Origin of the sequence: Shewanella sp. HN-41, assembly GCF_000217915.1 — a bacterium.
In the GTDB taxonomy this organism is placed as follows: domain Bacteria; phylum Pseudomonadota; class Gammaproteobacteria; order Enterobacterales; family Shewanellaceae; genus Shewanella.
The window spans coordinates 35,437-61,561 of sequence record NZ_AFOZ01000047.1; the positions used below are offsets into that span (position 1 = coordinate 35,437).

Below are 26,125 nucleotides of genomic sequence, written 5' to 3' on the forward strand. Positions count from 1 at the left end.
AGCCTTCCCTTTTTGTTAACTGATTATCTATCAATACCCGCTTCATCAGCTTCGACAATTTCAGTCTCTGCCTTAGCCGCATTAATCCACATCTGCATTTCTGGACAACTGAGTACATGTTGCATATAAGCGCGGCTCGCCTGTGAGACTTCAATACCGTAGGTGATAAAGCGCATCACTACAGGGGCAAACATCATATCGGCAATAGACCAATCGCCGAATAACCAAGTACCTTCAGTATTTGATGGAGCAAACTCTGCCATTTGTTCTGACCAGATAGCATCGATACGTGCTATATCCCCACGGACAGCATCGGTGAGTTCAACATAACGACTGGCGCGTATATTCATAGGTAAGGCATTACGTACAGCGTTAAAGCCAGAATGCATTTCACAGGCGAGGGATCTGGCTTTGGCTTTTTGCTTGGGATCCTGTGGCCAAGCCGTTCCTGACAGATAAGTATCATTAATGTATTCACAAATGGATAATGAATCCCACACGGTAATATTACCATCAACCAGAGTGGGGACTTTTAAGGTGGGGGATACAGCCTGAAGCCTTTGATAGAAGCTGTCTGTATCGAGTTGAAGGAGGACTTCATTAAAGTTAATTCCTGATTTTGCAGCCATTAACCAAGCTCGAAGTGACCAGCTAGAATAATTTTTATTGCCTATATAAAGATCCATTTTTAACCTTTCTATTATCAGTAGTGCTATTCACAGAAGAATTAGCCGCTCAAACAATGCCAATATGTTATGCTTATTTTGCCAGCGACGGGACGTTATAGTTGAGCATATAAATTGCAGTGGATGCCTTTTAGTTGTTTCTTAACTGTCTATTTATCATAGGTTGGTATTTTTTGATCAAGTCATTTTTTTACAAAATATTTAATATTCATGAAGAAACAAGCCTTGAGCGGCCTAAGAGTTTTACTAAGATAGATCTTGGTAAGCCAATAAGCTCTGCGTCTCCTAAACAGACGGAGACAGAGTACAATATGACGGTGTGTGTTGATTTAGATGCGCTGTTTTATAGTTTATTATTTTCCGCTCGTGCTAAAGACACTGGTGGTGTTGCAAATAACCTAGAACGTCGGGTTATGCTGGAAATAGAACAGGCATTAGCATCGCCCCAAATCATCGCCGAGACAGTGTTAAAGCTGCCCTCAAAGGTACTAGAGTTAGATCGTAAGCTTACCGATCCACTGTTTGAAACTAAGGATTTACTTGCTCTGATAGAGAAAGATCCCCTGCTCAGTGTGGAAGTCCTCAAACTCTGTAATTCACCGGCTTTTAAGCGTGCGGGAAAAGATATTACCAGTCTTCAACAAGCCTTAGTGCAATTAGGTCGTGAGCAGTTAAGGTATTTTGTTACTAGTTGCTTAGTGCGTGAGATGTTAGATATTAAGCCTATTTATTTTCGGCGTTTTGGGGCTGAGATTTGGCGTCACTCAATGCAAGTGGCTTTTTTAGCGAGTGAATTAAGCGAAGAGGATCGAGATACTACCTTCTTGCTTGGCTTATTACATGATGTGGGTAAACTTGCGATTTTTAAGATATTACTCGATGCATTTGTACAGGCAGAACCTGGCGAACAACCTAATTCTTGGTTATTTAGACAAGTGATGACGGCGAAATCGCTCACCTTAAGCGCATTGCTCGCTAAATATTGGCAATTACCCAGTACCTTCGAAACAGAGCTAGATAAGCTTGCCAATATCAATGCGCGGCCCAAATCAGGGCTCGCTGCGATTGTGTGGCGGGCGAATGTGATCAGTGAAATATCTATGCTACATCAAGCGGGTAAGTTATCTGCTGAAGTGCTCTCGAATTTATTAGCCCAAGTGATGCTAGATAAAACCCAGTTTGATGAGTTACATCAGAAGCTACAGCAGTTTTAATTCGTTTGAATTAAGCGAATAAAAAACGCGCTCAAGAGCGCGTTTTTTAATGATGCTTACCCACAATTTATTGCAGCAGTGATATATCCGCTACGTGCAGGAACTGTTCGCGTAGATTATTAAGCAAAGCTAAGCGATTGTTTTTCAAAGCTTCATCATCCGCCATTACCATCACATCTTCGAAGAACTGATCCACGCTTTCACGTAGGCCGGCTAACAAAGTTAAGGCTTGTTGATAATCGGCATTGGCAAACAAAGGCGCCAGCAGTGGTTGTAGCTCGTTCAACTTAGCCGCTAATGCTTTTTCTGCGGCTTCGGTTAACAGACTCGCATTGATCGTTGTCGGTAAAGTACCTTCAATCTTAGCCAGAATGTTGGATACGCGTTTGTTCGCCGCTGCAAGTGCGCTAGAAGCTTCTAGGCTTCTAAAGTGTGATACCGCATTGATACGGCTATCAAAATCAGCAGGGCGCGTTGGGCGACGTGCTAACACAGCTAAGATTACATCAACATCAATGCCTTTATCTTGATACCAAGCGCGGAAGCGAGCCATTAAGAACTCTAATACTTCATCACTTGCATTTGCGTTGCTTAAGTTAGTGCCATGCAGTGCTTGTGCTTTAGCGATAAGATCAACTAAATCAAGTGGTAGCTTATTTTCTACTATGATACGTAGCACGCCTATTGCTGCGCGGCGTAGGGCAAATGGATCGGCTGCGCCCTTAGGAGCTTGGCCAATACCAAAGATACCGACTAAAGTATCGAGCTTGTCTGCTAATGCGACTGCGCAAGATACACCTGCACTTGGCACTGTATCGCCAGAGAACTTAGGCTTATATTGTTCTTCCATGGCTAACGCAACGGCTTTGGTTTCACCATCGAGGCGGGCGTAGTGCATACCCATAGTGCCTTGAGTGTCGGTAAACTCCATCACCATATTGGTCATTAGGTCAGCCTTAGACAGTAGACCCGCACGGGCAGCATCGACCGTATTCGCACCAGTTTGCTCGGCAATAAAGGCGGCTAGGGCAGAGATACGATTTACTTTGTCTTTTAAGGTTCCTAGCTGCTGTTGGAACAGGACTGTTTCTAGGCTAGGTAAACGTGATTCCAGCGTGTGCTTTTTATCGGTATTAAAGAAGAACTCTGCATCAGCTAAGCGTGGACGAACCACTTTCTCGTTACCAGAGATAATTTGCGTTGGATCTTTAGATTCGATGTTGGCCACAAAGATAAAGTTTGGCAGTAACTTGCCTGCATCATCAAAGACAGGGAAGTATTTTTGATCACCTTTCATGGTATAGACCAAAGCTTCAGACGGGACGCTTAAGAATTTTTCTTCGAAGCTGGCGGTCAATACCACTGGCCATTCAACCAAAGAGGCGACTTCTTCAAGTAGGCTTTCTTCGATATCGGCTGTACCACCAATCTTAGCGGCGGCTTTTTCGGCATCGGCTTTGATTAACGCTTTACGGCTTTCGTAATCGGCGATGACTTTGCCTTTCTCTTTCAGATCGGCAAGGTAGTGATCAGCATGGGCTAATTCAAACTGCTTGAGTCCCATAAAGCGGTGACCGCGAATTGTGCGCGCCGATTTGATACCCAGCAATTCACCTTCAATCAACTCACTGCCTAATAACATAGTGGCGGTATGCACAGGGCGAATGAATTGGGTTTTATTGTTACCCCAACGCATTGGCTTAGGAATGGGTAATTTATCGAGTGCACGTTGAGCCATAGCAGCGATTAAACTTTTGGTTTCGACGCCTTCAACTTTGGCGTTATAAACCAGCCATTCGCCTTTATCTGTGACTAAACGCTCGGCTTGTTCAACAGTAATGCCATTACCCCGTGCCCAACCTTCGGCGGCTTTCGTCGGTTTACCTTCAGCATCGAAGGCTGAACTCACCGCTGGGCCGCGTTTCTCAACCACTTTGTCGGCTTGTGCTAGGGCCAGTTCAGTGATGTTAATTGCAAGACGACGTGGCGCTGCGTACCAAACGGCTGAGCTAAAGGCTAAATCGGCTTTGGTGAGTTCTTCGGTAAAGTTAGCTAAAAAGGATTCAGCCAGTTTACGCAGTGACTTAGGTGGTAACTCTTCGGTGCCTAACTCTATGAGTAAGTTTTCAAAATTCATGTTTTTACCTCTACTTACACATTGGGAAGCCAAGCGCTTCGCGTGCCTGATAATAAGATTCAGCGACCGCTTTTGCCATGGTACGAACGCGTAGGATGTAGCGCTGGCGCTCAGTCACTGAAATGGCATGGCGGGCATCGAGTAAGTTGAAAGCGTGTGAGGCCTTCATCACTTGCTCGTAGGCGGGCAGAGGTAAAGGTTTTTCCAGTGACAATAAATGCTGACACATTTTTTCGCACTGATCGAACAGGGTGAACATAAAGTCCACATCGGCGTGCTCGAAGTTATAGGTCGATTGCTCGACTTCGTTTTGATGGAACACATCGCCGTAGGTGATTAGGCCCATTGGGCCATCGGTCCAAACGAGATCATAAACGCTATCAACACCTTGGATATACATTGCCAGGCGTTCTAGGCCATAGGTTATTTCACCTGTGACTGGGCTGCATTCGATGCCGCCAACCTGTTGGAAGTAAGTAAACTGAGTGACTTCCATACCGTTAAGCCAGACTTCCCAGCCTAAGCCCCAAGCTCCTAATGTCGGTGATTCCCAGTTATCTTCCACAAAGCGGATGTCGTGGATTTGAGTATCGATACCCAGTGCTTGCAGTGAGCCTAAATACAGCTCTTGAATATTGTCAGGCGAAGGCTTTAACACGACTTGGAATTGGTAGTAGTGCTGCAGACGGTTAGGGTTTTCACCGTAACGACCGTCCGTAGGGCGGCGCGATGGCTGCACATAGGCACTGCTCATAGGTTCGGGCCCTAAAGAACGTAGGAAAGTTTGCGGGTGGAATGTACCTGCGCCGACTTCCATATCTAAAGGTTGAACAATTGCACAGCCTTGCTGCGCCCAATATTCCTGCAGGGTAAGAATGAAACCCTGAAATGTTTTTACGTCGTGTTTTGTCGTCATGTCTACTTGTCTACTGCCGTCAGCCTGAATAGAAAATGGGTTCGATTATACCTTGTAGATATCTGCTTATGTAGGTTATTTTTTACCTTCTTAATTAAAACAATAAGGTTATATGTCATGGAAGAGATCCGTTGTGGCTGGGTAAGTGATGATCCTCTATATCGTGAGTATCACGACAAAGTGTGGGGGCGACCTGTTTATGATCCAAAGGAGCTGTTTGCTAAGTTGTGTTTAGATGGCCAACAGGCCGGATTATCTTGGATTACGATCCTGAAAAAGCAACAAAACTATGAACAGGCCTTTGCCAATTTTGAACCTGAGATTATTGCGACTTTCGATGAGGCGAAAGTAGAGGATCTCATGTTGAATCCCGGTATAGTGCGCAATCGCTTGAAGGTGAATTCTATCATCAAGAATGCCAAAGGTTATTTAGCCTATACTGCCGATGGGAAGGATTTCTCTGCATTTTTATGGAGCTTTGTGGGCGGTAAACCCATAGTTAATCAGATTACGGCAATGTCGCAGGTTCCGGCACAAACACCAGAATCTGAAGCCATGTCAAAAGCGTTGAAGAAACTCGGATTCAATTTTGTCGGCCCAACCATTTGTTATGCCTTTATGCAGGCGGTGGGCATGGTGAACGATCACCTTGTCGAGTGTATTTCCTATCAGGCCTGTGTTGATTCCTGTGCCGGACAACATAACCACGAGCAACATTAATCGTAGAGCTTGCCGATATTGAAGTAGGGTTTGGGACTTGTTGTGGTATTAGAAGTCCAGAGATAAAAAAGCATGTTCCACGTGGAACATGCTTTTTGTTATTCGCAGGAGTTATTTACTCTTAGAAAGTCTAAATGGCCATATAGAAAAGCGACAATTTCATTTTTCCTTGAGGTCGAACTTAGTTTTTCTCAAAGAAAAATGGCTTACGCTGTTCTTTATCCCCATTAAGTTCATTCATAGTCTCAGCATTAAAAAGCTTACCATTGACCATAGTATGAGTGACTCTGTCGGTGACTCGAATGTCGGCTAATGGATCACCATCAATAACGATCAAGTCTGCGAGCTTACCTTCTTTAATCGAACCGAGTTGCTGTTCCATACCAAAGGTCATAGCCGGATTAATGGTGGCCGTTTTCAATACTTCCATATTGCTCATGCCACCTTGGGCGAACATCCACATTTCCCAGTGTGCCGCTAAACCTTCACGCTGACCGTGGGCGCCGATATTAGGGTGAACCCCTAACTTATTGAGCTCATTAGCAACCTTAGCAACATTGAAATGATTGTAGTGGCCATCTGGTGCATGGGGTCGTCGCATTGATCTCGCTTGCAAAATATCGGCTGGCACATACATGGATAGGCGTGGATGGGCCCACACATCGGTTTTATCATACCAGTAGTTTTCACCGGATATGCCACCATAGGCGACCACTAAGGTTGGCGTGTAACCAACTTTAGTCTGGCTCCAAAACTGTTTGATATCGTTATAGATTGAACCAACGGGGAGTGAGTGCTCAATCGTAGTATGGCCATCGGCGACCATAGTGAGATTGTGTTGTAGCAAACTGCCACCCTCAGGCACGACCATCATTTCAAGTTCACGCGCTGCGGCTATGACTTGCTGTCTCTGATTGCGGCGCGGTTGGTTGTAGCTTTTTACGCTGAAGGCTCCGACTTTTTTCAGGCGTTCAAGATGAAACTTGGCATCATCCAGTGAGTCTATGTGCGATGTGTAGCCAGGCGCATTCGCTCCATAAAGTATAGTTCCGGTAGAGAATATTCGTGGGCCAACAATATTGCCTGCTTTTTGTTGCTCAGATGCGGCAAATATTTCTGTAGTGTCATTCGATGGATCGTGAATAGTGGTGACACCTAAGGAAAGGCCAGAATACAGCGCCCAGTTCTGTTGCGGCACAATTTCATCATCTGCTTGCGGTCCATGGGCGTGGGCATCGAATAGTCCTGGCATAATGGATTTGCCTTTGATGTCGATGATCTGCGCATCCTTAGGAATCGCGATATTGGCATCACCTACGGCGACAATATGATTATCTTTGACTATGACCACGCCATTGTCGATGACTTGATCGTTTTCCATCGTAATCACTTTGCCACCGACGAAAGCGATTGTTCCACGTGGAACATCGGCCTTTTCGGTAAAGCCTAAATTGATAATGCTTGGCTGAGCCTTTTCATCTTTATTGAGATATTGAGTATCAACCTTGGCTTGATAAAGTTCAGGGCCAAGCGTCCAATACAGTTGGTTGCTTTTACTGTTCCAACTAATACTTTCACCGGCGCGGACACTCAATTGGCTTACAGGTAAATTGTTGGCATTGGGGCCGATCTCAACTGTTTCGCCGTGTTTAGCAAAAGGTGTCACCCAAACCTTAAAGCGCTCTGCGAAGGCGAGTTGCTCACCATCGGGTGAAACCCTAAACTCAGTCGCATGCTTGCTACTGTAATGAACTCGCTTATCGAAGCCATCTAAGTTGATAGATGCTAACTGTGGCGTTTCATCTTCGCTGCTATTCATAAAAAAGACACGATCGGCATTTGCACCAAATTGAGCTTGGTAGCCATCGGCACTGATCTTCTTATTTTGTTTGCCTTTGATATCGACTCTATATAGTCCAGGCTCCTGCGACCAAGTTCTAGGTGTGAGGTTGCCTCCCTGAGTTTTGCGATACACCACGAGTTCACCATCGGGTGAAAAGGTGGGTTCGACGTACTTTCCTGGCTCAGATGTTAGCTGCTTAGGTTTGCCCCCTTTGGCACTAATGACTTGTACTGTACCTTGGTCTTGGTCATTCCAAGTGGTGAAAACAATATTTTTGCCATCACGGGACCATTGAGGATACAGTTCTTCAATATCATCATTGAGTTCAGTTAAGCGCGACATCTTGCCATCGGGCAATGATTTTAACCAAATCTTACCCAGTGCTTCGAAGGCGACTTTGCTGCCATCGGGCGATATTTGTGTCATCCGCAGCATTTTTACATCGAAAACATCTTTATCTATATTTTGCTTAAAGCGCACTGAGGGTTGCACCGCTAACTCAGTTTTTACGCTGAAGGGGATATCTGTGAGTGTTTTACTGGCAACATTCAGGCGGTTAATCTTTCCCTTCGCCCAGAAGAAAATATCCTTGTTATCTTGAGTCCACGCCATTGTCGGGTAGACGCCATGAATCGCCCAAGTTTCTTGCATATCACGGTCTAGCTCGCCAAACAGTTTAGTGGTTTCACCAGACTTAAGGTCGAGCAGGTAGAGTGATGACTTAAAATCATCACGCTTTATATAGGCGAGTTTAGTGCCATCTGGACTCGGTGTTGGTCGAATCGCACCACCCGTGCCTTCAATCAAGATTTCTATATCACCGGTTTGGGTATCATAGCGTTTGATTTTGTAGATACCGTTAACCGAGTCCTTTGAATAGTGGAATGTTTTGCCTGGCGTATCATCTTGGCTAAAGTAGATATAACGGCCATCTGGTGAGTACGCGGGTTCGCCTAAATCTTTCTCATCATTTGGGCGTTCAGTCAGTTTGACGCCTTCGCCACCTGCTACGTGGTATAACCACACTTCACCCGCACCTAAACTGCGGCTGGCGGTAAAATGCTTACGGGCCACAAGGTATTGGGAGTCTGGGCTCCAAGCGGGACTGTTTAATAGTCGGAACGTTTCTTGGGTGACCGTTCGTGGATTGCTGCCATCGGCATCCATGATCCAAATGTTATCGCCACCATCTCCATCCGAAGTAAAAGCAATGTGCTTGCCATCTGGGCTATAGACGGGCTGCATCTGCCAAGCAATGCCTTGGGCCAATGGTTTAGCTTCACCACCTGTTACTGGAATTTGGTAAATATCACCGAGTAAGTCGAAGACGATATGCTTGCCATCTGGACTAACACTTAAGTTCATCCAAGTGCCTTCATTTACGTCTATTTTGACTTGTTCTAGGGGGGCATTCTCTGGAGCGTTAACATTCCATTTCAATTCCTTAGTGTCAGCAGCATTGGCCGCGAGGGTATTCATCCCCAGCGTGAGGGCGATGTAAAGTGGGGTCAGCTTGGATTTCAACATGTCACTTCCTGTTTTCGTTCTTATGGACTGTTTGAGTTAGTTAATAGCAATATAAAATATGTTAATACTTGCGTAGTTATCGCACAAATAGGCAAGAAGGAAAACGTAAATACTGTTTCAATTGATGAACGAGCGAAGGGGAAATCGATTTGAAAGGCCGAGGTTGAATATAGAACCAAGCTGCTTGGCTCTATTGGAATATTGGGAATTAACTCGATTAGCTAGGAGTAGGTGTGAAGATTGTTATCTCATCACCTAAATGGATCATTGCATCATTTAATACCTTGCATGTTACGCCACCTCGCCAATCTGGAGTGAGTGCGGCTTCTAAACCTGCCTGGGCTATTTCCATTTTTTTTACAGGGATCGGTTTCACCCGTGATTTCAAGTCGTAACTCACCGATCTGTAAATGTTTACCAACATCGGCGCTGCTAAATACGAGATCATCAACCAGCAGATTTGCTCTGCGAGTCGTCCAAGGTAAATCTACCTCGATACTATGGCAGGCCTGTTGCCACTGAAGTTTGGAAAGTACAGTGACTTGGCGTTTGCCTGGACGACCAAACACATCGTTCTCTACGCCACAGAGTTGGGTGACATTGGCACAGAGAACTTCATTCATCGGGCCACACTTTGCCGTTTTATAGGCAATCGCCAGTAGTTTTGACATAGTTTTCACATCCTCTGTTCTGCTTTAAGCATTCTGTGGCTTAAAGCCCCTTTTTTATCAAATATTGGTAAGGGGTTTGTGTCGTATTGCTGGCGATAAGCGTGTGATCCATAAATTCGCAAAAGCTTGGAATATCTCGGGTTGTTGCTGGATCATCGGCAATAATAAGCAATGTTTCACCGGCGGCCATCTGCCTTACGGTTTTACGCACCATCATCACTGGCTCTGGGCAGCGTAGACCAAGGGCATCGAGTTTATGTTGAGCAGTTGAGAAAGCGTCGTTCATATAACCTCTAGTGAACGATTTAACAGAATTGGCTAATATTACTCCAGTGGGTATGAGAAACCAAGTTGAGTAGGGGGAATTTGTGACCTGTTCATGGCTCTATGCACTTATTTATCGGCGAGTGATTATTTATAGGTTTATGTGGATGTTTCACGTGGAACATAACAACAGTCGAGGGGGCATCCTCTATTCAACAGCCTTCTTAATCATTTGAGATTGAATTGGGTGGTTCTCGGCTTGATGAGTGTTTTCAGTTTTTATCTCATTGGCTGTAACGGTATTTTGCTGTTGAAGTTTTGACGCCCGTTTAAAGCTATACATTTTTTGGTCTGCCTTATGGATCAGACTATTTGCATCATCATAGTCATAGGGGCCAGTATCCACAATTCCATAGCTTAATGAGATGTTATTTAGGCTCTGATTAATTTTTTGATTAAACCGAGTTACAAAATTATCCTGAGCTTGCACCTCTCGGCAGTTAGGCATAATGATACAAAACTCATCTCCACCATAGCGAAAGCTGTAATCTTCTGCTCGCGTACTCTCTTTTATTGCCTGCGCAACGGCACAGAGAACATCATCTCCAGATCTGTGTCCCTGAGTATCGTTAAATAATTTAAAATCATCCACATCTAAGTAGATCACGCTGACGGGCTCGGCACGCCTTTGGGCCGCTCTTAGAATGCGTGTCGCGGTTTCTTGTAGGTGTCTCACATTGAGTAAACCTGTTAAGGGATCAGTTTGCGACAGTTCTTCTAACTGCTGTGTCCGCTCTTTGACTTTGCTTTCCATGCTTTGGGCATATTTTTCGGCTTTATCCTTGGCGTTCTCAATCTCGGATACTAGGCTGCGAATATAGGTATCGAATACCAATGTAACATCAAATAGCACCAGTTTATCTATGGCTACTCGGATACTTTCGCCTTGATGTGTATCTTGCACTGAACTGTTGATCACGGCGTAGATAAGTTCTTTTAGTGTGTGTACCGCAGACAGGTAAAGTTTCGGCTCGACGCCAATTCGCTTGTGGACTAAACCAATCCGCAGGCGATTGTTTACGTATTCAAGATCATAAACACCATTAAATAAATCAAGCACATATCTTCTCTGTGCGGTACGTAAGCGGGCAAGGGTGTCTGAGTCCCCGATCAAGAGCGCAATTTCTGACACGCTCGTTTGTAGGCCGTAAAAATCGTCAACGATTTTATCTATGTTTTCTTCGATGATGGGTTTAAAAGACAGCAGTGCTTTTACATCTGCCAAGGTAAAAGAGAAGAGTGCCTTACGGAACTCGATCTCGAGCTCAGTGATCCGCATTTGTTCGAAAAGGGTCTGTTCCGTTTGAAGCATTCATCTCTCCTCAATTGCATGATACAACTGCATCCTTGTCCACTATTTGGGCCTAAGGTCTACTATGGATGTAGTACTTTACGATGCCCTTAGAAGTTAAGTTGATAACTAACCAATTATCAACTCAAGGTTTAGGTTTTAGAGGCATATTAATCTTATAATTTCAGAGCTTAAGATAGGAGAGCCAATAAAAAAGCCAGAATAAATTCCGGCTTTTTTATTGGTGATTCGAGTAACGAATTAAACGCGTTCGAATACAGTCGCGATACCTTGACCTAAACCAATACACATGGTCGCTAAACCTAAGGTTGCGTCTTTATCTTCCATCAAATTGATCAGCGTCGTAGAGATACGTGCGCCTGAACAACCCAGTGGGTGACCTAGTGCAATCGCACCGCCGTTGAGGTTGATTTTGTCGTCAACTACATCTGCTAAGCCTAAATCTTTCACACAAGGTAAAGACTGAGCAGCAAAGGCTTCGTTAAGTTCAATCACATCTAAATCGGCAACTGTGATACCTGCGCGAGCCAGGGCTTTCTGCGTCGCAGGAACTGGGCCGTAACCCATAATCGCCGCATCACAACCAGCAACCGCCATTGAGCGAATACGAGCACGGATGGGTAAGCCCAGTGCGCGCGCTTTAGATTCTTCCATGATCAACATGGCTGAAGCGCCATCCGATAATGCAGAAGAAGTACCCGCAGTCACAGTACCGTTGACGGGATCAAATACTGGGCGCAGTGCAGCCAGAGATTCCATTGTGGTTTCCGGGCGGATCACTTCGTCTTGCAGTACTTTAATTAAGGCGCCGTTAGCATCATGACCTTCAATGCCATAGATTTCTTTGGCAAAGCGGCCTTCAACCGTTGCAGCATAAGCGCGTTGGTGTGAGCGTACCGCAAACGCATCTTGCTGTTCACGGGTAATGCCGTGAAGTTTACCCAGCATTTCAGCGGTTAGGCCCATCATGCCAGAGGCTTTGGCCACATTATTGGCTAAACCTGGGTGGAAGTCGACACCATGGTTCATTGGGACGTGCCCCATATGTTCTACACCACCAATCAAGAAGGTGTCGCCCATACCCGTCATAATGGCACGCGCGGCTTGGTGAATTGCTTCCATAGATGAACCGCATAAACGGTTAATGGTTACCGCGCCAGCCGTTTTGGGTATTCCTGCTAGCAAAGATGCGTTACGGGCAATGTTGAAGCCCTGTTCTAAGGTTTGTTGCACACAGCCCCAGATAACATCTTCGATGGAGTTTGGGTCGAGCTGCGGGTTGCGCAGTAACAGACCTTTCATTAATTCGGCAGAGAGTGTTTCTGCGCGCACATTACGGAATACGCCAGCCTTAGAGCGGCCCATCGGAGTACGAATGCAGTCTACGATAACAGCTTGTTTCATGATTAAATTCCTTTCCCGCTAATTAGGCTTGGTAGTAGCTACCGTTATTGGCTGCGAGTGCGCGCATCGCATCGGTCACTTGATACAGGCCGCCCAAGTGAGCGTATTTGTCAGCTAAGGCCACAAAGTTTGCGACTCCCATAGTATCTAAGTAACGGAACACGCCGCCTCTAAATGGTGGGAAACCTAAGCCATAAACTAGGCCCATATCCGCTTCGGCAGGCGATGCGACAATACCTTCTTCTAAACAGCGCACGGTTTCGATGATCATAGGGATCATAGTACGGGCAATAATGTCATCGGCTTCAAAGGCTTTTAACTCGCCAAAGGCATCTTTCAATAGGCCGTAGCTCGTTGGATCGACATCTTTCTTCGGCTTACCACGGCTATCGATTGAATAAACATAGAAACCTTTGCCATTTTTCTGGCCAAGACGCTTGTTCTCAAACATCACATCAATCGCATCAGTGCCAGATTTACCCATGCGATCAGGGAAACCTTCGGCCATTACTGCTTGTGCGTGGTGGCCTGTGTCTAAGCCTACTACGTCGAGTAGATAAGCTGGACCCATTGGCCAACCGAATTGTTTTTCCATCACTTTGTCGATTGCAGCAAAGTCGCCACCTTCGGCAAGTAAGCCGTTAAAGCCGGCAAAGTAAGGGAAGAGTACGCGGTTAACGAAGAAGCCTGGGCAATCATTAACAACGATTGGGGTCTTGCCCATTTTGCTGGCATAAGCCACAACAGAGGCGATGGTTTCTTCGGAGCTGTGCTCGCCACGGATAACTTCGACCAACGGCATTTTGTGCACTGGGTTGAAGAAATGCATACCGCAGAAACGCTCGGGTTTCTTCATGCTCTTAGCGAGCAAGTTGATTGAAATTGTTGAAGTGTTTGACGCGATAATCGCATCTTCACTCACATAGCCTTCAACTTCGGCTAAAACCTGTGCTTTGATTTTTGGATGCTCAACAACGGCTTCAACTACCACATCGGCATGCTTAATTGGCGCATACTCTAATGCAGGGGTAATGTTGTTAAGCACTTTGGCCATTTTTTCTGGCGTTGAACGGCCACGGGCGACTTGGGCTGACAGCAATTTAGCGGCTTCATTGAGGCCTAAATCTAATGCTGGCTGGGCAATGTCTTTCATAACAATGGGGGTGCCTTTGCTGGCGCTTTGGTAAGCGATGCCGCCGCCCATAATGCCTGCGCCTAATACGGCCGCGTTGTTGACTTCTTTCGCTAACTTGCCAGCTTTCTTGGCTTTACCTTTAACAAATTGATCGTTAAGGAAGATACCGATAAGCGCTTTAGCAACGTCAGTTTTAGCCAGTTTGATAAAGGCTTGATGTTCGATTTGTAATGCTTCAGCACGACCTTTAGTCGATGCTTGCTCAATTACGCTGACAGCAGCCATTGGAGCAGGGTAGTGTTTACCTGCAACCGCAAACACCATGCCTTTGGCTGTGGTGAATGACATCATAGCTTCAAGTTTTGACAGCGTTAGCGCAGACAATTTGCGATTACGACGCGCTTGCCAATCTAGCTTTTCAGCAACGGCGTCTTTCAGCATTTGAATCGCAGCGGCTTCTAAGGCTTGTGGCGCAACTACGGCATCCACTGCACCGACTTTCAATGCATCTTCAGCACGTTGCTCTTTGCCAGTAGTGATCCACTCGAGTGCGTTATCTGCACCAATCACACGTGGCAAACGAACCGTGCCGCCAAAACCTGGAATGATGCCGAGTTTAGTTTCAGGTAAACCTATTTTGGCCGTGGTATCTGCGATACGAAAATCCGTTGCCAGAATGGTTTCACAGCCGCCACCTAAGGCAAAGCCTTTGATTGCTGATGCGGTTGGGAAAGGCAAGTCTTCGAGTTTGTTGAAGACTGCGTTGGCTTGTTCAACCCAAGAGAGCAGTACGGCGTCATCCTGTGCGAACAGGCCTAAAAATTCGGTAATGTCGGCGCCCACAATAAAGGTATCTTTACCTGAGGTCAGCACTAACGCTTTGATATTGGAATCTTGCTTGATGCTGTCTAATGCCGCATCGAGCGAGGAGAGAGTTTCTCTGTCGAATTTGTTCACCGAACCAGGTGCGTTAAAGCACAGCTTGGCAATATTATCCTCGAGTAACTCAACCTGAATTGTAGGACTTTGGTAGATCATTGCTTGCTTCCTTTTGGCTTAAAAGTGATACCCACCATTATCAATTGGTGTTAGTACGACTCTCTATCTCACAGCAGCTTCGGCCATCATTTGACCAGTTGTGTGCCAGTGTGCTTCGAAATTCGATAAATTACAACACCCAATTTAAACGACTGTTTAATTTCTTGTCGGCTAGAGTGATTTTTCACCTTTGTGATACACTGCACAGAGTGTAGAACAGCCTGATGACTTTAAAGATTTTTCCCTGAGGAATTCATTCGTTAGTCGTCACAGTTAAATTCGGTTTTATTTATTCACCATTATTGATTACAGGATATGACAAATGGATCAATTGGCTCATCACTATCATGCCCATATCGCCGAGCTAAATCGCCGAGTCGCAGATATTTTGTCTCGAGAAGCTTTGTCTGGTTTAGTGATCCATTCGGGTCAACCACATCGAATGTTTTTGGACGACATTAATTATCCTTTTAAAGCCAATCCGCACTTCAAGGCATGGTTGCCTGTTTTAGATAATCCGAATTGCTGGCTAGTGGTCAATGGCCGTGATAAACCACAGCTGATTTTTTATCGCCCTGTGGATTTTTGGCATAAAGTGTCCGATGTGCCGGATATGTTCTGGACCGAGCATTTCGATATTCAACTGCTCACTAAGGCCGATAAGGTCGCCGAGCTGTTACCTAAAGATACGGCAAACTGGGCCTATTTAGGTGAACATTTAGATGTGGCCGAAGTGCTGGGTTTTACTAGCCGTAATCCTGATGCTGTGATGAGTTATCTGCATTACCACAGAACCACTAAAACCGAATATGAACTGGAATGTATGCGCCGCGCGAATCAAATTGCGGCGCAGGGGCATTTGGCGGCTAAAAATGCCTTTTATAACGGTGCGAGCGAGTTCGAAATTCAGCAGCACTATTTATCTGCCGTAGGCCAGAGCGAAAATGAAGTGCCCTATGGCAATATCATCGCCCTCAACCAAAATGCGGCGATTTTGCATTACACGGCACTCGAGCACCAAAGCCCTGCAAAACGTTTGTCATTTCTTATCGATGCGGGCGCGAGTTACTTTGGCTATGCCTCTGATATCACTAGGACCTATGCCTTCGAGAAAAATCGTTTCGATGAGTTGATCGCTGCGATGAACAAGGCACAGCTAGAGCTTATCGACATGATGCGTCCCGGTGTGCGTTATCCCGATTTACACTTGACCACCCATGCTAAAGTCGCGCAAATGCTATTGGATTTTGATTTAGCCACAGGTGATGCCCAAGGTTTGGTCGATCAAGGTATTACCAGCGCTTTCTTCCCCCATGGTTTAGGTCACATGTTAGGTCTACAAGTGCATGATGTTGGCGGTTTCTCCCACGATGAACGCGGTACTCATATCGCGGCGCCTGAGGCACATCCGTTCCTACGTTGCACGCGCATTTTAGCGCCAAACCAAGTGCTAACGATGGAGCCTGGGCTATACATTATTGATACTCTACTCAATGAGCTTAAACAAGATAGCCGTGGCCAACAGATCAACTGGCAAACCGTTGATGAGTTAAGGCCTTTTGGCGGTATTCGTATCGAAGATAACGTCATAGTGCATCAAGATAGAAACGAGAACATGACTCGCGAACTGGGTTTGGCTTAAGTTTTAGGACGAATTGGTGCTCGAAAGTTACCTTATTCCCAGTGAAAATTTGCAGATCGAAGAAGAGATAAAGCATAGCCACTTTATCTCTTTGCTGTTTCATTGCGATAGCATTGATAAATTGAAGTTAGTGCTCACTGACATAAAGCGCGATTATCCCGGTGCAAGCCACTACTGCTATGCCTTTATCGCCAGCGCTCCAACCGACACTGTATTGATTGGCTCAAGCGATGATGGTGAGCCCACGGGTAGTGCGGGCCGACCTATGTTAGCTGTGTTGCAAGGGTCGGATTTAGGTGAGGTGGGTGCCGTGGTGGTGCGCTATTACGGAGGCACTAAGTTGGGTGTGGGAGGCTTGGTTAGGGCTTATACTTCGGGATTAAGGCAAGGGTTAACCAAACTTGCTACTCAAATGAAACAACTTCGCTATCCAGCAAAGTTGCAGTGTGACTATTCGCAGCTAAGGGATGTAGAGCATCTGTTTCAACAGGTGGATGCGATTGTTACCAATAAGCAGTTTGCTGAAGCTGTGAATATTGAATTTGAAATTGGAAAACATCAGCGAGCAAAATTTAGTGAATTATTGACAACTTTAAGCCAAGGTAGACTAAGGGCTGTGTTTGACCTGTGATGCTTGTGCAAACTATGCCAAAATAGCCCCCATGCTGAAAATACCTTTACAGCCAATGGAATGATTGAACCAGCTTAATGCAATATAAAACCATAATAAGAATCATAGGTCTGTTAATCGGCTTATTTTCCATCACTATGCTGCCACCAGCCCTGATCGCCATTTGGTATAACGATGGTGGAGGCACAGCATTTATGCAGGCATTTTTTGTGAGTCTGTTTATTGGTTTTTGGCTCTGGTATCCCAATCGTCGTTGCAAAGAAGAATTACGTACCCGGGAAGGGTTTCTTATCGTAGTACTGTTCTGGACTGTGCTTGGCTCTATCGGCGCCTTGCCATTTATCTTCTCAAGTCAGCCTGATCTCACTTGGACTGATAGTTTCTTCGAATCCTTTTCAGCATTAACCACTACCGGAGCCACAGTGATTGTTGGGCTCGACTCCCTGCCCAAAGCCATTCTATTTTATCGACATATGCTGCAGTGGCTCGGCGGTATGGGGATTATTGTGCTGGCAGTGGCGATTTTACCAGTGCTTGGCGTAGGGGGGATGCAGCTCTATCGCGCCGAAATTCCGGGGCCGGTCAAAGATAGTAAGATGACTCCACGGATTGCCGAAACCGCTAAAGCTTTATGGTATATCTATTTATTGTTAACTATTGCCTGTGCTGGGGCTTATTGGCTGGCGGGAATGAGCCTATTTGATGCCGTGTGCCATTCGTTTTCAACTATCGCCATCGGTGGGTTTTCAACCCACGATGCAAGTATGGGGTACTTCGACAGCCCAGTAATTAATTTGATTTGCGTGTTCTTTTTAATCGTTTCTGCGGTGAACTTTAGCGTACATTTTGCGGCATTTTCCCGTCGAGGTATTAACGTTAAAGTGTATTTTAGAGATGCTGAATTTAAGATGCTGGTGGCTATTCAGCTTATTTTGACGGCGATTTGTTTTTTAACACTTTATCATTCAGGTATTTATGACTCGCCGGAAGAAACCTTAGACCATGCTTTATTTCAGGCGGTTTCTGTGGCAACCACGGCTGGGTTTGGAACCGAAAGCTTCCATATGTGGCCATTATTTTTGCCAATGTTATTAATCTTCTCGAGTTTTATCGGTGGTTGTGGTGGTTCAACTGCGGGGGGGATTAAGGTGATCCGGGTTATCCTGCTGCTGTTGCAAGGTTCACGTGAACTTAAACGCCTTGTTCACCCTAAGGCAATGTTCTCGATTCGTATCGGCTCCAAGGCATTACCTGACAGGGTTGTCGATGCCGTGTGGGGATTTTTCTCCGCCTACGCCTTAGTCTTCGTGTTGTGTATGTTGGCATTGATGGCCATGGGGCTGGACGATATTACCGCCTTTAGTGCCACGGCGGCCTGCTTAAATAACCTCGGTCCGGGTCTTGGGGAAGTAGCAAGTAACTACGCCAGTATTGGTGATGGCGCCAAATGGGTGCTGGTGGTGGCCATGTTATTTGGTCGCCTTGAAGTGTTTACCTTATTGATTTTGTTTACGCCAACTTTTTGGAAAAATTAATGATGAAGACGTTAATAATTTATTCGACGATAGATGGCCAAACATTGGCAATTTGCCAAAAGATGAAGACGCTTGCCGAGCAAGCGGGAGAGCAGGTGTCCCTGGTCACTTTGGAGCAGGCCGAGGCCTTGAGCCTAGCGGATTTTGATAAAGTACTGATAGGTGCAAGTATCCGTTATGGTAAGCATAGGCCTGAGCTTTACCAGTTTGTGAATCGACACCATGCCGTGTTAGACACTAAAATTAACGGCTTTTTTACTGTGAATGTGGTGGCGCGTAAACCCTTAAAAAATATCCCCGAAACCAATCCCTATATGCAAAAGTTTCTAAAACTTTCTCTATGGCAACCACAACAGTTAGCCGTCTTTGCTGGCAAGATTGACTATCCTAAGTACGGCTTTTTCGATCGCACTATAATACGTTTTATTATGTGGATGACTAAGGGACCTACCGATATTAAGGGAACCTTCGAGTTTACCGATTGGGATAAGGTCGATGCCTTTGGAACGCACTTTAGCAAGCTATAAAAATAATAAAGCCCTAGTCTCAGCTAGGGCTTTATTGTTACTGCATTGCACGATTTATACGGCGCAGTAACGGCTGTGTAGAATGGAAATCACTTGAGTGACTTCTTCATTCTTAAGCTTGTAATACACAATCTGCGAACTCTTACGAGTATCGACTAGATCCTCTGAGCGTAAAACCGCTAAATGCTGCGATAATGCCGATTGGCTTAAGGGGACTGTGGCATTTAGCTCGGTTACACTTAATTCTTTATCCAGCAGTAGGCACAAAATCATTAGGCGATAAGGATTCGCTATGGCCTTGAGCCATTTAGCCGCACTTTCCGCATTAGTTACCATTGCATCTACATCTATGTCATTTTGCATAAGGTTACTCACTGTATCGCTTTTGATTAGATAATTCTAATTGAACACTTCAATATACGCAATCATACTGCTCAGTAATATAGATCTCAATTTTTGCATGACAGAATATGAGATACCGCCGATTTGTGATCCTATTAGAGGTTTATTGAACCGAATATGGCCACAATGATGACATTACTTTAGTGGATCGGAAATACCCTATGACACGGATTTTGGTGCTGTATTTTACCCGCGGTGGCCATACGGCCAAGATTGCCAATGCCATTGCCGACCAATTAATGTCTCGGGGAGCACAAGTCGATCTCGTCGATATCAATAGTGCTGCTGCCACTTGTATTAATTGGCCCGATTATGATGTCGTCGCCTTCGGTGCCTGCGTACTCTATGGCACCTATGATAAGAGCGTATTCCAATTTATTGAGCAGCATGCCCAAGCATTAGCGGCATTATCGAACAGTTTCTTCTGCGTCAACGTGGTGGCGAGAAATCCTGAAAAACGTATTCCCAAGAACAATAAATACCTACAAAAATTTATTATGCTATCGCCTTGGACCCCTATGGATTTAAAAATTATTGCCGGCAAAGTAGATTACCCATCATGGCCTTGGTATGACAGGTTAATGATCCAGTTGATTATGAAAATAACCAAAGGTCCAACCGATCCTAAAACGGTCATCGATTATACCGACTGGGAAGATGTGAAGGTCTATGCTGATCATCTGCTGGCGTTGGCCGAAGTAGCTGAACCCGCCTAATAAAAATGCGCTTAATAGGTTAAGCGCATTTTTTATTCAATCTTAATACTTCCAGAAACTCGGATGGAATAACACCGCCACGGTTAAGATTTCTAAACGACCGAGCAGCATTCCGAGGGACAATGCCCATTTAGCCACATCGGGCAGCGTCGAAAAATTACCCGCAGGACCAATAATCGGGCCTAAACCTGGCCCCACGTTGGTGACAGCTGTGATAGCACCGGTAAAACTGGTCATGGGATCTAGGCCTGTTAGCACTAAAATCACGGATAACCCCACAATCACCATCATAAAAAGCAGCATAAAGGTGATTAGCGAGCGCACAATATCTTCGCTGATGATGCGATTATTATAGCGTTCCCTAAAGATACCATTCGGATGACATTGCTGTTTCAACTGTTCGCGCATAATAGCGCCAGCGATTTGAAAACGAAAAATTTTAATTCCGCCAGAGGTTGAGCCAGAGCAGCTGCCGACAAACATTAAAAATAAGAAAGCGATATTGGCAAACGCCCCCCAAGCTCCGTAATCCGTTAAGCCATAACCTGTGGTTGTCACTACGGAAACGACGTTAAAACTGGATAAACGCAGTGCATCGAGCAGTTCAATATCGCGGGTTTGCCATAGCCAAAAGCCAATAAAACAAGAGACAAAAGTCAGGAAAAATAAAAAGCCTTTTACTTGAGCATCGTTCCAAACCTGAAGATCCCTCTGTTGTATGGTTTGTACAAACATCAGTAGCGGCAAACCGCCCGCCGCCATAAAGAAGATTCCAACCCAGTGGGCCGAGTTTGAGAAAGCCGCCATAGAGCTGTCAGAGGTGGAGTAACCACCTGTCGATAGGGTCGTCATGGCGTGGTTGATCGCCTGAAACCAAGTCATGCCTGCAAGGTGATAGGCAAGGCAGCAGGCAGCCGTGAGCAAAACATAAAATAAAAAACAGGTGTTTAGCCATGCTTTGGGTGCGAGGTACTGCTTTATCACTCCAATCGGAGGACTCTGTACGGAATAATCGCATCCCACCGACGTTTAAGAAGGGGAGAATCGCTACCGCCATCACGATAAAGCCAATCCCACCTAGCCATTGCAATAAAGAACGCCAGATCAAGATACTGTGATCCATAGTATCTAAGCCTGAGAGGACTGTAGAGCCGGTTGTGGTAATACCGGACATGGTCTCGAAAAAGGCGTCCGTATAACCAATACCGTGATACAAGGTAAAAGGCATAGCGGCAAATAGACTCACAATCAACCAGGTTAGGCTGGTTAGCAAAAACATATCGCGAATATTGAGGTGGATAGTTTTGCTTTGGCCGTTATGCAGACAGAGGCTGGCGCAAATTCCTGTTGCCAAGGCTGATAGCATGAATGACCCCACTGTCTCTTCACCATTGAAAACGGCGACGAGGAGTGGAGCAAACATAAAGGCTGTTAACATCGATAGAAACAGCCCCAAAATAAATAATAGTGGTCTAAAGTTCAGCATAAGATGATGACTTAGAAGAAGAAGGCGCTAGGTTGGAAAAGTTTTTCGACTTCGCCGACAAACTTTTTGTTCACGAGGAACAGAATCACGTGGTCCCCTTGTTCTATGACTGTCTTATCGTGGGCCATTAACACTTCTTCATTACGCACTATGGCACCTATGGTCGTCCCTGGTGGTAATTTAATCTCTCCAATCGCCTTACCCACCACCTTAGAAGTGCTGGAGTCCCCATGGGCAATGGCTTCAATCGCCTCGGCGGCACCACGACGTAGGGAGTAAACGTTACAGATATCTCCCTGACGTATATGGGTCAATAGGGCTGAAATCGTCGCCTGCTGGGGTGATATCGCGATATCGATATTGGCTTCTTGGACTATATCCACATAGGCTTCGCGCTGGATCAGCACCATGACCTTTTTTGCGCCCATACGCTTTGCCAGCAGCGCCGACATAATATTGGCTTCATCGTCGTTAGTAACCGCAATAAACACGTCGGTTTGGTCGATATGTTCTTCGAGGAGCAGCTCCTGATCCGAAGCGTCACCGCAAAATACTGTCGTGTTTTCAAGCTGCTCCGAGAGGGATTCTGCTCGCTCAAACTTATGCTCTATAAGCTTGACTGAATGAGTGCGCTCGAGGCGCTTAGCGAGGCCTAAACCTATATTGCCACCACCGGCGATCATAATGTTGCGATAGGAATTATCCAGCTTTTGCATCTCACTCATCACAGCGCGAATATGGCGGCTGTCGGCGACGAAGAAGACTTCATCATCGGCCTCGATGATGGTGGTACCGCGCGGCATGATAGGGCGACCTTGACGGAAAATAGCCGCCACCCGGGTATCAATATTCGGCATATGCTCGCGCAGTGCCGCTAATGCATTTCCCACCAGTGGGCCACCATAATAGGCGCGCACGGCAACCAGACTTAGGCGGCCCTCGGCAAATTCGAGCACTTGCAGTGCGCCCGGATATTCAACCAGACGTTGAATGTAAGCGGTCACTAACTGCTCGGGGGCAATTAATTCATCGATGACAAAACCGCCGCGGGGGCGACCATCGCTGTTTTTGGTCTCGCTGTCGATAAAAAGCTTATCGCGCAATGCCAGATAGGGTTCAGAGCGGATTCGGGCGATTTTAGTGGGAGTGCCAAAGAGACTGTAGGCCATTTGGCAGGCGACCATGTTACATTCATCGCTGTTGGTTACAGCAATCAGCATGTCGGCATCTTCGGCGCCCGCTTCCTTTAGTACATCGGGGTGGGCACCATGTCCCGCCACGACACGAAGGTCATATTTATCCTGCAGGGCGCGTAATCTGGATTTGTCGCTATCGACTATGGTGATGTCATTGTTCTCACCGACCAAATTCTCGGCCAAAGTTCCCCCAACTTGACCCGCACCTAATATGATAATTTTCATGGCCTTACTTACTTCCTAATGGGTCGCTTTCAATAAACGGGCGTAATAAAACCCATCCATATTGTCTTGTCCCGGCGTGATTTGCCAACCAATATCTTGGGTTGAAGCCTGCTGGGTGAGTGTGTCTAGCTTAGCATCAGCGGTTCTGGCCAAAAATGCATTGATTTGGTCGCGGTTTTCCTGCGGTAAAATCGAACAAGTGGCATAAAGAAGCGTGCCGCCAGGCTTTAGCCACTTCCAGCAATGATCGAGAATTTGCTGTTGCAGTTCGGCGAGTTCTTCTATGTCATGATTTTTACGTAACCACTTAATATCAGGATGACGACGGATCACGCCTGTGGCCGAACAGGGTGCGTCCAGTAAGATACGATCAAATTGCTCACCATGCCACCATGAGTCAATATTGGCCGCATCACCATGGATAAGTTTTGCCGTTAATGACAATCGGTCAAGGTTCTGTTGCACACGCTCGAGACGTTTTGCATCGAAATCGACGGCAACCAGTTTGATGCTTGGCTCTAGCTCAAGTAGATGACAGCTTTTGCCTCCGGGGGCTGCGCAGGCATCGAGGATCAACTCATTAGCTTTAGGTGCAAGCAGGGTTGCTGCCCACTGGGCAGCACCATCTTGTACCGATGCTGCACCTTCATGGAAGCGCGGCAGTGTGGCTACATCCTTTGGATGAGCCAGCAGAATGGCATCATCACTCAATCCGGCACTGGCTTCTATCTCAAGCTCACTCAGGGCTGCAAGGTATTCGTCGCGGCTTTGGGAAAGGCGATTATTGCGTAGCCACATCGGCGGGCGCTCATGGCTCTGTTGGATTATCTCTTGCCAATTATCGGGATAGGCGGCTTTTAAGCGCTTAATTAACCAGCCAGGCGTGTTGTAGCTTAAGGTTTCCGACTCGGTACTTAGCGGGGTTAATTGACGCTGAATATTACGTAGCACGCCGTTAACTACTTTGACCATGCCTTCAAATTTTAACTGGCGGCAGGCCTCGGCGGTTTCTGAAATCGCGGCATGGCTAGGGATGCGGGTGAAGTACAACTGGTAACAGCCCACAATTAATAGCTGATGAATGATCCGCTGTTTGCCTTTCAATGGCTTTGCGAGGCACTCACTGATGCGTTTTTCTATTTGTGGTAGGGTGCGCATTACGCCGTAGCAAAGTTCGGCGAGCAGGGCCTTATCTTTGCCGCTGGTAAGGTGTTTTTGCTGTTCGGGTAGGGCGACCGAGAGTGACACGCCCTTTTCCAATACCTCGAAGATGGCTTTCGCCGCCAGCGCGCGCAAGTTCATCATTATTGTGCCTCGCAGTTTAGGCGAGTATTAGGACTAAACCACTCGCTGCGAGCATTGAGAATATCGGCAACATTCAGTGGTTTTTTCCCTGGGAGTTGCATACTGAGTAAGCTTAACACCCCATCCCCGGTAGCGACTTCAATGCCTTTTTTACTGGCGCTGATAATCGTGCCTGGCGCAGCATTGCTGGTGGTCGTACTGACTTGAGTCTGCCACACTTTAATCGTATTACCTTGGTGCTCAAAATAGCTCACAGGCCAAGGATTAAAGGCGCGCACTTCTTGCCATAGTTGCTTAGCGGATTTATTCCAGTCGAGTCTGGCTTCTTCTTTGCTGAGTTTTTCTGCGTAGTTCGCTAGGGCTTCATCTTGCTTTTCAGCGGCTAAGGTGCCGTTTGCTAAACCTTCAAGGGCCTGTAATAGGGCGACGGGACCTTGCTCTGCGAGTTTTTCATAAAGGCTGGCCGAAGTGTCATCATCTTCAATCGGTAGCGTCGTTTTGAGCAGCATGTCGCCCGTGTCTAGGCCTACATCCATCTGCATAATGGTCACACCCGTTTCTTTATCGCCCGCCCAGAGTGCACGCTGGATCGGTGCCGCTCCTCGCCAGCGTGGCAAAATTGAACCATGCACGTTGATACAACCTAAACGCGGTGTATCTAGGACGACTTTAGGCAGGATCAGACCATAGGCGACGACTACCATGATATCGGCATTGAGTGCGGCGAGTTCCTGTTGTGCAGGTTCTTTGCGAAGTGAACCTGGTTGGTAAACTTGAATATTATTGGCGAGCGCGAGTTCTTTTACTGGACTGGCGGTCAGTTTCTTGCCGCGCCCAGCGGGTCTATCGGGCTGAGTGTAAACGCCAATCACATTATGGTGTGAGTCGAGCAGCGCCTGTAAATGGCGAGCGGCAAAATCCGGTGTTCCGGCAAAGATGATGTTGAGTGGTTTCAAATCTGATCCTATGCTTCTTTGGCGTCCAATCGGGCCGCTTTTTCAAGTTTCTGTTTGATCCGTTGACGCTTTAAAGGCGACAGGTAATCGACAAACAATTTGCCTTTCAGGTGATCCATTTCATGTTGGATACAAATGGCAAACAGCTCATTGGCTTCAACTGTAAATTCGTTACCATTTCTATCTAAGGCTTTGACTGTGACAAACTCTGCGCGATCGACCTTGGCATAAATCCCTGGGACAGATAGACAGCCTTCTTCATTACAAAAATCACCACTACTGGCAATAATTTCAGGGTTGATAAATACCTTCGAACGTTCAACATCATCTTGTAAATCGATGACGATCAGTTGTTTATGGTAATCGACTTGAGTTGCAGCCAGACCAATACCTTTTTCTTGGTACATGGTCTCGAACATATCATCGATTTGAGTTTGCAGCTCAGCATTAAACTCTGTGATAGGTTTTGCTTGGGTTCGCAATCTTTCATCGGGAAAGCGTAAAACTTTTAACAGTGCCATACTTAAAACTCTTAACAAGTCTGTCAAATCTCAGCCAGTTGGTTATACTGACTGAG

The 26,125-nt window shown here is 46.1% G+C and carries 21 protein-coding genes and 1 pseudogene; 7 read left to right on the forward strand and 15 right to left on the reverse strand.

Annotated elements, in window-relative coordinates; genetic code table 11:
• Positions 1–23: 23 nt before the first annotated feature.
• A complete protein-coding gene (locus SOHN41_RS19395; RefSeq protein WP_007652342.1) occupies positions 24–686 on the reverse strand; it encodes a glutathione S-transferase family protein in 663 nt (220 codons plus the stop codon).
• A 173-nt stretch (positions 687–859) separates the two neighbouring features.
• On the opposite strand from SOHN41_RS19395, the gene SOHN41_RS19400 reads away from it, so the two are divergent.
• Positions 860–1,900 (forward strand): HDOD domain-containing protein, encoded by a 1,041-nt coding sequence (locus SOHN41_RS19400; RefSeq protein WP_037459768.1) that lies wholly within the window; start codon positions 860–862, stop codon positions 1,898–1,900.
• A 67-nt stretch (positions 1,901–1,967) separates the two neighbouring features.
• Here SOHN41_RS19400 and glyS read toward each other — a convergent pair whose 3' ends face one another.
• Both glyS and glyQ read right to left on the reverse strand, forming a co-directional pair.
• Complete coding sequence (gene glyS, locus SOHN41_RS19405; protein WP_007652345.1) at positions 1,968–4,037, reverse strand: glycine--tRNA ligase subunit beta; 2,070 nt, start codon at positions 4,035–4,037, stop codon at positions 1,968–1,970.
• Between the two features lie 10 nt (positions 4,038–4,047).
• The gene (glyQ, locus tag SOHN41_RS19410; RefSeq protein ID WP_037459771.1) at positions 4,048–4,953 is read right to left on the reverse strand and encodes a glycine--tRNA ligase subunit alpha; all 906 of its coding nucleotides are present in this window, start codon (positions 4,951–4,953) and stop codon (positions 4,048–4,050) included.
• Positions 4,954–5,070: 117 nt separating this feature from the next.
• Between glyQ and SOHN41_RS19415 the strand changes: the two genes are divergently transcribed.
• Positions 5,071–5,673 carry a DNA-3-methyladenine glycosylase I gene (locus tag SOHN41_RS19415; RefSeq protein ID WP_007652347.1) on the forward strand — a complete coding sequence of 201 codons (603 nt, stop codon included), beginning with the start codon at positions 5,071–5,073 and terminating at the stop codon, positions 5,671–5,673.
• A gap of 181 nt (positions 5,674–5,854) precedes the next feature.
• On the opposite strand, the gene SOHN41_RS19420 is transcribed toward SOHN41_RS19415, so the two are convergent.
• The 6 genes from SOHN41_RS19420 to fadB form a co-directional block, all read right to left on the reverse strand.
• Positions 5,855–9,043 carry an amidohydrolase family protein gene (locus SOHN41_RS19420; protein WP_007652348.1) on the reverse strand — a complete coding sequence of 1,063 codons (3,189 nt, stop codon included), beginning with the start codon at positions 9,041–9,043 and terminating at the stop codon, positions 5,855–5,857.
• A 272-nt stretch (positions 9,044–9,315) separates the two neighbouring features.
• Positions 9,316–9,714 carry an MOSC domain-containing protein gene (locus tag SOHN41_RS19425; protein WP_007652351.1) on the reverse strand — a complete coding sequence of 133 codons (399 nt, stop codon included), beginning with the start codon at positions 9,712–9,714 and terminating at the stop codon, positions 9,316–9,318.
• A gap of 40 nt (positions 9,715–9,754) precedes the next feature.
• Positions 9,755–10,000, reverse strand: a complete 246-nt coding sequence (gene tusA / locus SOHN41_RS19430) for a sulfurtransferase TusA (RefSeq protein WP_007652364.1) — start codon at positions 9,998–10,000, stop codon at positions 9,755–9,757.
• Positions 10,001–10,186: 186 nt separating this feature from the next.
• A complete protein-coding gene (locus SOHN41_RS19435; RefSeq protein ID WP_007652366.1) occupies positions 10,187–11,350 on the reverse strand; it encodes a diguanylate cyclase domain-containing protein in 1,164 nt (387 codons plus the stop codon).
• Between the two features lie 240 nt (positions 11,351–11,590).
• Entirely contained in the window at positions 11,591–12,754 is a 1,164-nt protein-coding gene (gene fadA, locus SOHN41_RS19440; RefSeq protein WP_007652368.1) for an acetyl-CoA C-acyltransferase FadA, read from the reverse strand.
• A gap of 22 nt (positions 12,755–12,776) precedes the next feature.
• Positions 12,777–14,927 carry a fatty acid oxidation complex subunit alpha FadB gene (gene fadB / locus SOHN41_RS19445; protein WP_007652370.1) on the reverse strand — a complete coding sequence of 717 codons (2,151 nt, stop codon included), beginning with the start codon at positions 14,925–14,927 and terminating at the stop codon, positions 12,777–12,779.
• Positions 14,928–15,249: 322 nt separating this feature from the next.
• Here fadB and pepQ point away from each other — a divergent pair, with 322 nt between their 5' ends.
• The 4 genes from pepQ (at position 15,250) to hemG (SOHN41_RS19465) (ending at position 19,262) form a co-directional block, all read left to right on the forward strand.
• Entirely contained in the window at positions 15,250–16,569 is a 1,320-nt protein-coding gene (pepQ, locus tag SOHN41_RS19450; protein ID WP_007652372.1) for a Xaa-Pro dipeptidase, read from the forward strand.
• Between the two features lie 16 nt (positions 16,570–16,585).
• Complete coding sequence (locus SOHN41_RS19455; RefSeq protein ID WP_007652373.1) at positions 16,586–17,200, forward strand: YigZ family protein; 615 nt, start codon at positions 16,586–16,588, stop codon at positions 17,198–17,200.
• A gap of 77 nt (positions 17,201–17,277) precedes the next feature.
• The gene (locus tag SOHN41_RS19460; protein ID WP_007652376.1) at positions 17,278–18,735 is read left to right on the forward strand and encodes a TrkH family potassium uptake protein; all 1,458 of its coding nucleotides are present in this window, start codon (positions 17,278–17,280) and stop codon (positions 18,733–18,735) included.
• 2 nt (positions 18,736–18,737) lie between these two features.
• Entirely contained in the window at positions 18,738–19,262 is a 525-nt protein-coding gene (hemG, locus tag SOHN41_RS19465; RefSeq protein ID WP_037459779.1) for a menaquinone-dependent protoporphyrinogen IX dehydrogenase, read from the forward strand.
• Between the two features lie 54 nt (positions 19,263–19,316).
• Here hemG (SOHN41_RS19465) and SOHN41_RS19470 read toward each other — a convergent pair whose 3' ends face one another.
• Positions 19,317–19,625 (reverse strand): ArsR/SmtB family transcription factor, encoded by a 309-nt coding sequence (locus SOHN41_RS19470; protein WP_007652379.1) that lies wholly within the window; start codon positions 19,623–19,625, stop codon positions 19,317–19,319.
• Positions 19,626–19,825: 200 nt separating this feature from the next.
• Between SOHN41_RS19470 and hemG (SOHN41_RS19475) the strand changes: the two genes are divergently transcribed.
• Positions 19,826–20,380, forward strand: a complete 555-nt coding sequence (hemG, locus tag SOHN41_RS19475; protein WP_007652382.1) for a menaquinone-dependent protoporphyrinogen IX dehydrogenase — start codon at positions 19,826–19,828, stop codon at positions 20,378–20,380.
• A 42-nt stretch (positions 20,381–20,422) separates the two neighbouring features.
• Here hemG (SOHN41_RS19475) and SOHN41_RS19480 read toward each other — a convergent pair.
• The 5 genes and pseudogenes from SOHN41_RS19480 to def form a co-directional block, all read right to left on the reverse strand.
• Positions 20,423–21,866, reverse strand: a pseudogene (locus SOHN41_RS19480) (TrkH family potassium uptake protein).
• 11 nt (positions 21,867–21,877) lie between these two features.
• The gene (gene trkA, locus SOHN41_RS19485) at positions 21,878–23,287 is read right to left on the reverse strand and encodes a Trk system potassium transporter TrkA (RefSeq protein WP_007652387.1); all 1,410 of its coding nucleotides are present in this window, start codon (positions 23,285–23,287) and stop codon (positions 21,878–21,880) included.
• 15 nt (positions 23,288–23,302) lie between these two features.
• Positions 23,303–24,589 (reverse strand): 16S rRNA (cytosine(967)-C(5))-methyltransferase RsmB, encoded by a 1,287-nt coding sequence (gene rsmB / locus SOHN41_RS19490; RefSeq protein ID WP_037459781.1) that lies wholly within the window; start codon positions 24,587–24,589, stop codon positions 23,303–23,305.
• Between the two features lie 2 nt (positions 24,590–24,591).
• The gene (fmt, locus tag SOHN41_RS19495; RefSeq protein WP_007652389.1) at positions 24,592–25,548 is read right to left on the reverse strand and encodes a methionyl-tRNA formyltransferase; all 957 of its coding nucleotides are present in this window, start codon (positions 25,546–25,548) and stop codon (positions 24,592–24,594) included.
• 8 nt (positions 25,549–25,556) lie between these two features.
• Entirely contained in the window at positions 25,557–26,069 is a 513-nt protein-coding gene (def, locus tag SOHN41_RS19500) for a peptide deformylase (protein ID WP_007652396.1), read from the reverse strand.
• Between the last annotated feature and the right edge of the window lie 56 nt (positions 26,070–26,125).